Consider the following 215-nt stretch of genomic DNA (forward strand, 5'->3'; position numbering starts at 1 on the left):
GCTCGCCATCCTCACGTACTGCGTGTATGCACAGGTCGGCAAGCGCGGTCCGTGTCCAACCTGACTGCGCCGATAACGCTCGAAAATAAACGGTAAATTCTTCCGTAGGTCGGATAAGGCGTCAGCCGCCATCCGACATAAATCAACTGCGTAATACCGCGCCGGGATAACCTAACTGGCGCCAGGCCTCATACACCACCACCGACACCGCATTT

At 56.3% G+C, this 215-nt stretch carries 1 pseudogene; it reads right to left on the reverse strand.

From position 1 onward, the window contains the following. Positions 1 to 142 precede the first annotated feature (142 nt). Positions 143 to 215 (reverse strand): annotated as a pseudogene (locus FDX22_RS22655) (tRNA (uridine(34)/cytosine(34)/5-carboxymethylaminomethyluridine(34)-2'-O)-methyltransferase TrmL); the annotation flags it as partial.

Source organism: Citrobacter sp. TBCS-14, from assembly GCF_005280805.1.
Taxonomy (GTDB): domain Bacteria; phylum Pseudomonadota; class Gammaproteobacteria; order Enterobacterales; family Enterobacteriaceae; genus Citrobacter; species Citrobacter gillenii.